The organism is Bifidobacterium sp. (assembly GCF_050874245.1).
GTDB lineage: Bacteria > Actinomycetota > Actinomycetes > Actinomycetales > Bifidobacteriaceae > Bifidobacterium.
Genome location: NZ_JBNMKH010000024.1, coordinates 17,881 through 27,223, shown reverse-complemented (window position 1 = coordinate 27,223; position 9,343 = coordinate 17,881). Strand labels below are relative to the sequence as shown.

General features: G+C 59.8%; 9 protein-coding genes. 5 read left to right on the top strand and 4 right to left on the bottom strand.

All coding sequences use genetic code 11. The features are described 5' to 3' along the window. Together nadE and ACR0P8_RS04260 are read right to left on the bottom strand one after the other, a co-directional pair. A partial coding sequence (gene nadE / locus ACR0P8_RS04265; RefSeq protein ID WP_432623950.1) for an NAD(+) synthase occupies positions 1-1,186 on the bottom strand: 1,186 nt, incomplete at its 3' end. A 93-nt stretch (positions 1,187-1,279) separates the two neighbouring features. Next, the gene (locus ACR0P8_RS04260) at positions 1,280-2,428 is read right to left on the bottom strand and encodes a M20 metallopeptidase family protein (RefSeq protein WP_432623949.1); all 1,149 of its coding nucleotides are present in this window, start codon (positions 2,426-2,428) and stop codon (positions 1,280-1,282) included. A 133-nt stretch (positions 2,429-2,561) separates the two neighbouring features. On the opposite strand from ACR0P8_RS04260, the gene ACR0P8_RS04255 reads away from it, so the two are divergent. The 4 genes from ACR0P8_RS04255 (at position 2,562) to ACR0P8_RS04240 (ending at position 5,999) form a co-directional block, all read left to right on the top strand. Further along, positions 2,562-3,362, top strand: coding sequence for a Cof-type HAD-IIB family hydrolase (locus ACR0P8_RS04255; protein WP_432623948.1), 801 nt, complete (start codon positions 2,562-2,564; stop codon positions 3,360-3,362). Between the two features lie 196 nt (positions 3,363-3,558). After that, positions 3,559-4,404, top strand: coding sequence for a MetQ/NlpA family ABC transporter substrate-binding protein (locus ACR0P8_RS04250; RefSeq protein WP_432623947.1), 846 nt, complete (start codon positions 3,559-3,561; stop codon positions 4,402-4,404). A gap of 94 nt (positions 4,405-4,498) precedes the next feature. Further along, positions 4,499-5,317 (top strand): methionine ABC transporter ATP-binding protein, encoded by an 819-nt coding sequence (locus ACR0P8_RS04245; RefSeq protein ID WP_432623946.1) that lies wholly within the window; start codon positions 4,499-4,501, stop codon positions 5,315-5,317. 1 nt (position 5,318) lies between these two features. Beyond that, complete coding sequence (locus ACR0P8_RS04240; protein WP_432623945.1) at positions 5,319-5,999, top strand: methionine ABC transporter permease; 681 nt, start codon at positions 5,319-5,321, stop codon at positions 5,997-5,999. A gap of 95 nt (positions 6,000-6,094) precedes the next feature. Here the strand turns inward: ACR0P8_RS04240 and ACR0P8_RS04235 are convergent, their stop codons facing one another. Both ACR0P8_RS04235 and ACR0P8_RS04230 read right to left on the bottom strand, forming a co-directional pair. Continuing rightward, the gene (locus ACR0P8_RS04235) at positions 6,095-6,544 is read right to left on the bottom strand and encodes a GatB/YqeY domain-containing protein (protein WP_432623944.1); all 450 of its coding nucleotides are present in this window, start codon (positions 6,542-6,544) and stop codon (positions 6,095-6,097) included. 81 nt (positions 6,545-6,625) lie between these two features. Continuing rightward, the gene (locus tag ACR0P8_RS04230; RefSeq protein WP_432623943.1) at positions 6,626-7,495 is read right to left on the bottom strand and encodes a putative ABC transporter permease; all 870 of its coding nucleotides are present in this window, start codon (positions 7,493-7,495) and stop codon (positions 6,626-6,628) included. Between the two features lie 177 nt (positions 7,496-7,672). Here ACR0P8_RS04230 and ACR0P8_RS04225 point away from each other — a divergent pair, with 177 nt between their 5' ends. Beyond that, the gene (locus ACR0P8_RS04225; RefSeq protein ID WP_432623942.1) at positions 7,673-8,743 is read left to right on the top strand and encodes a YeiH family protein; all 1,071 of its coding nucleotides are present in this window, start codon (positions 7,673-7,675) and stop codon (positions 8,741-8,743) included. Positions 8,744-9,343 lie beyond the last annotated feature (600 nt).

Here is a 9,343-nt window from a genome sequence, read left to right as displayed (position 1 = left end):
CGGTGGCGACCGCCAGCAGACCTTTCGAGTTGGAATACGCCATGACGATCACACCGCGGATGCGGGCCTGCAGGTTCTCGGCGGCAACCCCATCGAGATGCAGCTGATGCTGATAGGCGGTGAACAGCGGCTCGATGGGCTGGATGTCGTAATGCGCGCCGATGTTGCGCGCCAGATCCGCGGCGTCGTCCTTAGAGCCGTCGGATGAGTACATGCTCGGCATGGAGATGCCATGCACGTTCTCGCCGCCCACGGCGTCGGCGGCCATGGCGGCCACGAGCGCGGAATCGATGCCTCCGGACAGGCCCAGGCACACGCCCTTGAAATGATTCTTGGCCATGTAGTCCTTCAGGCCCAGCACGCAGGCGGTGTACACCTCCTCGTCCGGATCCGGCTTGGCCGCGATCGCACCGACCGTCTGATGCTCGGCAGACGTGTCCAGGTCGAAGAAGCTCAGGTCCTCCATGAACATCGGCGAGCGCTCGAGCAGGGTGCCGTCGGCGTCCACGACGAAGCTGCCGCCGTCGAAGACGAGGTCGTCCTGGCCGCCTACCTGGTTGAGGTAGATCATCGGCGCGTGCACTTCGGCGGCACGGCGTACGGCGAGGTCGAATCGCGTGTCGGTTTTGCCTTCCTCGTATGGCGAGCCGTTCATGGTGAGTAGCAGGTCGATGTTCTCCTTGGCGAGTTCGGCTACGGGGCCTCCGTCCTGCCAGATGTCTTCGCAGATGGCTACGCCGATGCGGGCGCCGTCCACGTCGAGCACCATGGATTTGTTGCCGGGGCTGAAGATGCGGAATTCGTCGAATACGCCGTAGTTGGGCAGGAAGTGCTTGTCGTAGCCGGCCCAGACCACGCCGTCGTGCAGTACGACGAGGCGGTTGCGTGGTTTGGATGTCTCGCGGTCGGTGCCCACGGTGCCGACCACCACGTACAGTCCGTCGAGTCCGTCGGCGGCCAGTTCGGTGGCGAGCCAGTTGGCTTTGTCCCATGCGGCTTTGCGGAAGGTGGCTCTCAGGGCGAGGTCCTCGATGGGGTATCCGGTCAGTGTCATTTCCGGGAACACGACCACTTTCGTGCCTTGTTGCGCGGCGCGATGCGCATATTGCATGACCTTGTCGGCGTTGGAGTCGAGATCTCCGACGCAGGTGTCGATCTGGGCGAGTGCGAAACGAATGTCTGTCATATCTGTCTAGCTTACCGTTGGTTTGTTGGACGTTTGTTTTTGCGATTGCGTCCGTCCGTGGTCATGATGAGACGCGGACGGACGCGAGATGCGTCATGAGAGTTCGTTGAGTACCGTCAATGCCGCATTGGCATAGAATTCCACACCGGTCTGCAATGATTCGTCGAGTCCGATGAAGTGCGGGCTGTGCCAGTCGGGGCAGCCTTCCTCGCCGTTGGAGCCGATGAAGGCGAACACCGGCAGGGTGACGGGCATGAAATCGCAGAAGTCCTCCCCCGCCATCGACGGGTGGATGGGTTCGAGCTGCGCGTAGTCGCGCACGCTGTCGGCGACGATCTTGGACAGTTCTGTGTCGGAGACGAGCGGATTCTGGAAATCGTCCCAGTCGACGTCAGCGGTGATGCCGTATCCGGAGGCGATGGATTGGACCTGCTGTTTGAAGCGCTTCTCGACCAGCTCGCCGTCGGATTTGTGGAAGTAGCGCACCGTGCCCTGGAAACTCGCCTTGTCGGGCACGACGTTCCACACGTGGCCGCCGTGCAGTTCGGTGATGGACAGTACGAGTGGATGGAATGGCGAGACGTTGCGGCTCACGATGGTCTGCAATGCGAGGATCATTGTGGCGAGCGCTTCGATCGGGCCGGTTCCCTTGTGCGGATATCCGGCGTGGGTGCCGGTGGCGTGCAGGGTGACGTGGAATTTCACGCAGCCGGCCATCATCGGTTCGGGGCCGACCGCGATCTGCCCTGGCGCGTAGTTCGGATTGTTGTGCGCGCCGATGGCGGCGGACACGTCGGCGAGCAGGCCTGCGTCAACCATGGATTTGGCGCCGAGGCCGAGCTCTTCGGCCGGTTGGAACAATAGTTTGATGGAGCCTTTGATGCGCTTGCGGTGCTTGGCGAGCCAGAATGCCGCGCCGAGCATGTACGACATGTGCAAATCGTGGCCGCATCCGTGCATGACGCCGTCGTTGACGGATGAGAACGGCAGGCCGGTGTCCTCTTGGATGGGCAGGCCGTCGATGTCGGCGCGCAATGCGATGCGCGGCCCCGGCTGTTCGCCGCGGATCAGGCCGACCACGCCGGTTTCCAACGGGTTGTTGAGCACTTCGATGTCATGCGCGCGCAACAGTTTTTCGATGTAGGCGCTTGTTTCGTATTCCTTGAAGCTGCGTTCGGGGTGCGCGTGCAGGTAATGTCGGATTTCGATGATCTCCGGCGTGATCTCGATATGTTCGCTCATGGTTGTCGATTGTAGGCATATGCGGACGTTTTTCCTATTTTCGTGTCCGCCGTTCCATGTCGTCGACGGCGTTTCCTTTTATCCTCCCGTAAGCTGGATGGTGGTTTGACACGGGATTCATGAGGAGGTCGGCATGGGATCGGACATCAGGGCTGCGTTTTTCGACATCGATGGCACATTGACGAGTTTCGTCACGCATGTGGTTCCGCAGTCAACCATCGACGCATTGCACGCGTTGCAGGAGAAGGGCGTGAAAGTGTTCATCTGTTCGGGCCGCGCACCCTCCTATATGGGCGTGGTGTTGGACACCATTCCCGTACTTTTCGACGGCATCGTGGGTATCAACGGCCAATACTGCACCACTCGCGACGGTCTGAGCTACCAGCATCCCATCGACCAAGCCGACGTGGAGATCATCACCTCCTGGCTGGAGGAGCACACCGATGTGATCGCCAATTACGCGGAAAGCGACTACGGGTATTTCAACCGGACTAACGAAACATTGGAAAGCACGTGGGACAGTCTCGGCAAAACCGCTCCGAAAATCGACATCCACGACCCGCGCGAACGCATCGGCTCCCATCGCACGTTCCAGATCAGCCCGTATATCGACAGGGACACGGAGGCACGCATCTCCTCCCTGTGCGGCAATGTGCGCGGCGTGCGGTGGCATCCCGCTTTCACCGACCTGATTCCCGCGGACGGCGGCAAAGCGGTCGGCATGCAGGTCGTGCTTGAGCATTTCGGCTGGTCGAAGGACAACGCGATCGCTTTCGGCGACGGCGGCAACGACGTGGACATGCTGCGTTATGCCGGCATCGGTGTGGCGATGGGCAACGCGACGGACGAGCCGAAGTCGGTGGCGGATTACGTCACCGATGACGTCGATGATGCCGGCATCGCGAACGCGCTCAGGCATTTCGGCATTCTATGAAAGGCATATCGCAGAATTTTTCTTCCGATTTGAAGCTGCGAATCTCGCAAGTTCCTACGGTTCTCGCACACTCTATAAGTAATTCCGATAGTCGGGCGCCGTGTTGCCGGTGAAGCTTCCTCTATATTGGTCAATCGTTGGCCCGCTACCATGCAGATACGCGGGTCGTAAGACGATTTGAGAGAGGAACTCAACCATGCATAGCAAGAAGATTCTCGGCGCGCTGCTCGCCGTCACCACCCTCGCGACCTTCGGTCTGGCCGGCTGCGGCAGCTCCGATTCGAATGGGGCCTCCTCCAAGGAAGACGACAAGACCATCACCGTGGCCGCCTCCCCTACCCCGCACGCGGAGATTCTAAACAAGGCCGTCAAGCCACTCGTTGAGAAGGACGGATACAAGCTGGTAGTCAAGGAATTCACCGACTATGTGCAGCCGAACACCGCCACCGAAGAGGGCGAGGTCGACGCGAATTACTTCCAGCACAAACCGTATCTCGATAACTTCAACAAGGAAAAGGGCACCCATCTGGTGTCCGTGGAAGGCATCCACTTCGAGCCATTCGGCCTGTACCCGGGCAAGACCAAGACCCTGGACGATCTTCAGGACGGCGCTACCGTGGCTGTGCCGAACGACGCCACCAACGAGGCGCGCGCCCTCCTGCTTCTGCAGGATGCCGGTCTGATCAAGCTGAAGAACCCGAAGGACATCAACGCCACGCCGAAGGACATCACTTCCAATCCGAAGAACCTGCAGTTCAAGGAACTTGAGGCCGCCGTCGTGCCGACCGTCATCAAGGACGTGGACATCGCCGCGCTGAACGGCAACTACGCCATTCAGGCCGGCTTCGACCCGACCAAGGACACGTTGGCCACTGAGAAGGCCGGCGGTTTGGCCGCGAAGACCTACCAGAACATCCTGGTGGTCAAGAAGGGCAACGAGAACACCGCCAAGACCAAGGAGCTCAAGAAGGCCCTGAAGTCCGACGAGGTCCGCGATTACATCAACAAGAACTACAAGGGTGCCGTGGTGCCGGTCTTCTGAGATTGACTACTCCGGCTGCCAGTAATTCAATGCCGCAGGATAACATGTCCTGCGGCATTCTTGCTATGAACCATGAAAACAGGAACAGGACATTATGACGATTCAGATCGACCATCTGCATAAAAGCTACGGCAGCGGTGCCGAAGCGCATGAGGTGCTGCACGACATCAACCTGACCATCGATTCGGGTGAGGTGTTCGGCATCCTCGGCTCCTCCGGCGCGGGCAAATCCACGCTGGTGCGCTGCATCAACCTGCTGGAGCGGCCCACATCCGGCAAGGTGCTCATCGACGGCAGGGACATCACCGACGTGAAAGGCAAGGATCTGGCGGGCGTGCGCGCTGGAATCGGCATGATCTTCCAGAATTTCAGCCTGTTCCAGCAGCGCACCGTGCTGCGCAACGTCGCGTTCCCGCTTGAACTCAACCACACGCCGAAAGCCAAGCGTGAGGAGCGCGCCCGATACCTGCTCGACCTGGTCGGACTGGCCGATCTTGCCGACCGGTATCCCAGCCAGCTTTCCGGCGGCCAGCAGCAGCGCGTCGCCATCGCACGCGCGTTGGCCAACAATCCGTCCATCATGCTGTGCGATGAGGCCACCAGCGCGCTCGACACCACCACCACGGCGCAGATTCTCGACCTGCTGCGACGCATCAATCGCGAGCTCAACGTGACGCTGGTCATCATCACGCACTCCCTGTCGGTGGCACGTAACATCTGCGACCGAGTGGCCATGATCGACGGCGGCCGAATCGTGGAGATGGGCGACACCGAGGAACTGTTCGCCAATCCGCAAAGCGACATTCTGAAGACGTTGATAGCCGACGCGAAGGTGGAAAGCCACCGTCATAGGCACGATTCCACCGCATCCGACGGGCAGGCGGATACGCGGACCAAGGAAGAGGTGAAGTGAAATGGGACAGGTTATCTCGCAATTCATCGCCGAATATGGCGAACTGCTGGCCGAAGGCGTGCGCGACACGATCATCATGACCGCCGTCGCGACGCTGCTGGCGTATGTGATCGGCCTACCGATCGGCGTGCTGCTCATCACTTCCGCGAAGAAGGGCATCCGCCCTAACGCGCCGCTCAACACCGTGCTCGGCTGGATCGTGAACATAGTGCGATCCATCCCGTTCATCATCCTGCTGGTGGCCATCATCCCGTTGACGAGGCTGATCGTAGGCACCTCGCTCGGCGTGCCGGGCGCCATCGTGCCACTGGTCCTCACCGCCGCGCCGTTCGTGGCCCGCGTGGTGGAACAATCGCTCGCCGAAGTGGACGGCAGCTTGGTGGAAGCCGCGCAAAGCTTCGGCGCCAGCAATCTGCAGATCGTGTTCAAAGTGCTGCTGTTCGAAAGCCTGCCTTCGCTGATCCGCGGCGCCGCACTGACGTTCATCACCCTGTTCGGCTTCTCCGCCATGGCCGGTACCGTTGGTGCGGGCGGCTTGGGCGACATCGCCATCCGCTACGGCTACCAGCGCTACCAGTACGATGTGATGACCGCGGCCGTGATACTGTGCGTCATCCTCGTGCAGATCGTGCAGACCATCGGCGACGTGGTGTCCAACCGCATCGACCATCACGAACGCTGAGACATTCCACCGAACGTCCAATCACAAAAGAATCGGGTCCAGACACAATCCGTCTGGACCCGATTTCCATATAAGACCATATACGGCCGGAAATGTTACTTGTTGAGTTCGGCCTTGACCAGACCGGCCAGCTTGCCTCCATCGATGGTCTTGCCCTCAAGCGCGGCACGGGCCGCCTTGATGACACGGCCCATATCCTTGGGACCTGCCGGTTGCACTTCCGCCATGGCATCGGCGACGGCCTTGTCGTAATCCTCGTCGGTGGCGCCCGCCGGAAGGAAGGTCTCCAGGAAATCCGCTTCGGCGGTTTCAGGAGCAGCCTTATCGGTCAGTCCCTTATCCTCATACAGCTTGGCCGTTTCACGACGGGTCTTGACGCCCTTCTGGATGACTTTCAGCACCTCTTCGTCGGTGGCCTCATGACCGTTGGCGATTTCCATGTTCTGAATGTCCGCGAGCGTCAGGTTGATCGGATTGAGCTTCGCCTTGTCCTTGGCCTTCATCGCGGCGATCTTGGCCTTCTTCAACGTATCCTTCATCGACATGTTCATTCCTCTTTTCCGAATCGTTCGGCACACGTCTTTATACCACAATAGTCACCAGACGCCCTCCGCAAACGGAAACCGTCAGCGTTCCAGCAGATCGTGGATGCGATCGGTCAGCTCGCGATGCGTCGACGAACGCATCGAAGGGAACGCCCGAAGCAGACGGACCTGCTGACGGCTCAACGCACGACGCACATGCTCCTTGGTGAGTCTGTCCAACGCGGCAGGCTTGTCTTTTCGTCCGACCGTACGAATATCGGCGATTGTGCCGTCGATACGCTCGCGGGTCTGGTCAAGACGTTCCTGAGCGGACCGCTGGGCCTGCGCAAGACGATGCTCCATGCGCGCGTTCGCCTCGGCCATATCGTCGTTCGCCTTGTCGATCGCCTCCAGACGCCCGGCCTTGACGTCCTCGCCGAGCCGCGCGAGCCTGTTGTCCATGTCGGCCATGCCCATGGTGCTGGCCAGCCAGTCGACGAACGCTACGGCCAGGAGACCCCAGGCCGCGATATGGAGCCACGGTTGGGGTATGGTGGCGGTGAGTTGCGCCAGCCAGGGTTGTACGACCAGTTTGACCAGCGTGGCGCCCGCGCCGAACGCCAGGAATCCGTTCAAATAGACGCGACCGTTGATGTTGAACGGTTTATCGGTGTAATCCCAAAGCCGAATGTGGAACATGCGCTCGTACTGCCACGACACCACGTATTCCAAGGTGCAGGCGATGACGCCGCTTCCTAGAAACAACGCCACCGGATTGGTCACGTCGTGCAGCAGCAGTATCACCAGCAGCGCGCCGTTGCCGTAGATCGGGCAGATCGGGCCGTTCAGCGCGCCTCGATCCACCCACTTGTGCTTCAGCACCAGGTTGAGCCCGGTCTCCCACACCCAGCCGATGCAGGAGTAGCACATCCACCACAGGACCACCTGTTCCGCAAGATTCAGCAAACCCATACGACGACCTTACGTTCCCGGCACGCATTTTCCAACTCGCATCATAAAAATCCTTCACAGGCGGCCCACCCGATCCCAAGCCAGTGAGGCATAACCATGCGTCATCGGAGAAACCGATGACAACCATCGGATAATCCCATTTGATTGATACTTTCAACAGGTGTTCAATATGAAGGCATGAGAGAGTTCTGTACGAAATGGTGGAATCGCATCACCACCACCGATATGTTGCTCATCGCAGCTCTGACCTTGGCCATCTCCTTCATCGGATTCTGGCTCAAGCAGTTCCCCGGGTTCTCGCTGTTCGGCGCGTTGATCATCGCACTGATCATCGGCATGATCATCCAGTTCCCGATCCGAGGCATATATGTGAAGACCAGCGCCAAACGCGCGGCCGGGGTGAAGGACGCCGCCGGCCTGATCTCCAACAAACTATTGCGTCTGGGCATCATCCTGCTTGGCTTTAAGCTCAACCTACAGGTGCTGTTCACCCAAGGTGTTAAATGCCTGCCCATCGCAGCCGTGATCGTGACCCTGACCATTGTAGTCACCTATCTGCTGGCCCGCGCGTTCAAGGTCAGCCCGATGCTGGCCATCCTGACCGCCGGCGGCACCGGCATCTGCGGCGCGGCCGCCGTGATGGGTCTAGCCGGCTCCATCACCGTAGGCGAAGACCAGCAACAGGAGAAGGAAGATGACGTGGTGATGGCCGTGGCCACCGTGGCCATCATGGGCACCATCTTCGCGTTGATCGAAATCACCGTCTTCCCGCTGTTCGGTATGTCCCCCACGCAGCAGGGTGTGGCCGCGGGCGCCACGTTGCATGAAATCGCCCATGCGGTCGCCGTCGGCGGCGCGTTCAGCGACACAGCCCTGAACATGGCCACCATCATGAAGCTGAGCCGTGTGCTCATGCTGGTGTTTGCCGCAATCATCATCGCCATCTGGTGGGATAAGGCCAAGGCCACTGCCTCCACCGGCGGCAAGCGCAAAATCACCTTCCCCTACTTCATGCTCGGCTTCATCGCTGCGTCGGTCCTCGGCACCTACGTGCCGTTCCTGAACGCCATCGCCGCGAATCTGGTGGACGTGGCCTACATCATACTCGGCATGGCCATGGCCGCGCTCGGCATCAACGTGAATTTCAAAGCCATCGCCGCCAAGGGCCTGCCGGCTTTTGCCGCCAGCTTCATCACCTCGGTGCTGCTCATGTTCTTCGGCGTCGGTATCGCCTTCCTGTTCTTCTGATCGAAACAAGTCGTACACCGTTCCGCAACGGTGATTTTTATCCGCAATCGACGAATCACAAGCCTCCCGTACCTGCGGGAGGCTTGTCGTATATGGACCGGCAGCGTTTTGCTCGACTCGTCATCGATCCCGTCACCGCCAACCACGGCACAAGACCGAGCTTGTGGCACCTGTCCATGGCGCCCGCGCCGGCACAATAACGAGAGCCATACATTCTCCCCCAGTCTCAAGCCCATGAGACACTTAAGACCATGACTACAGTTATCATGCGCACCTCTGATGATAACCGTAGCCAACTGTTTTTGGCTTTATTCCAGGGTTTTCCATCCTTGGGAAACCTGCCGGTCACGCTCGTTTTCCACGAGGCACCTACAGGCACCCGAAAATAATCCGGGGACACTCCACCGTCCTGTCGGCGCTCAGCGTCTTCGTCGACCGGCATGGAAAAGAACAATACACCCTGTGGTTTCATGATGTTCAGCATGGGTGACGCCCAAAAGCATTCGTCCAGCAGCACGCCTCCGCGTCGGACAACAGGCAGAACGATACGCGTCCCGCGCAACCGTCCCGGCCGTCACAATGGCATCCCGATTCATTCCT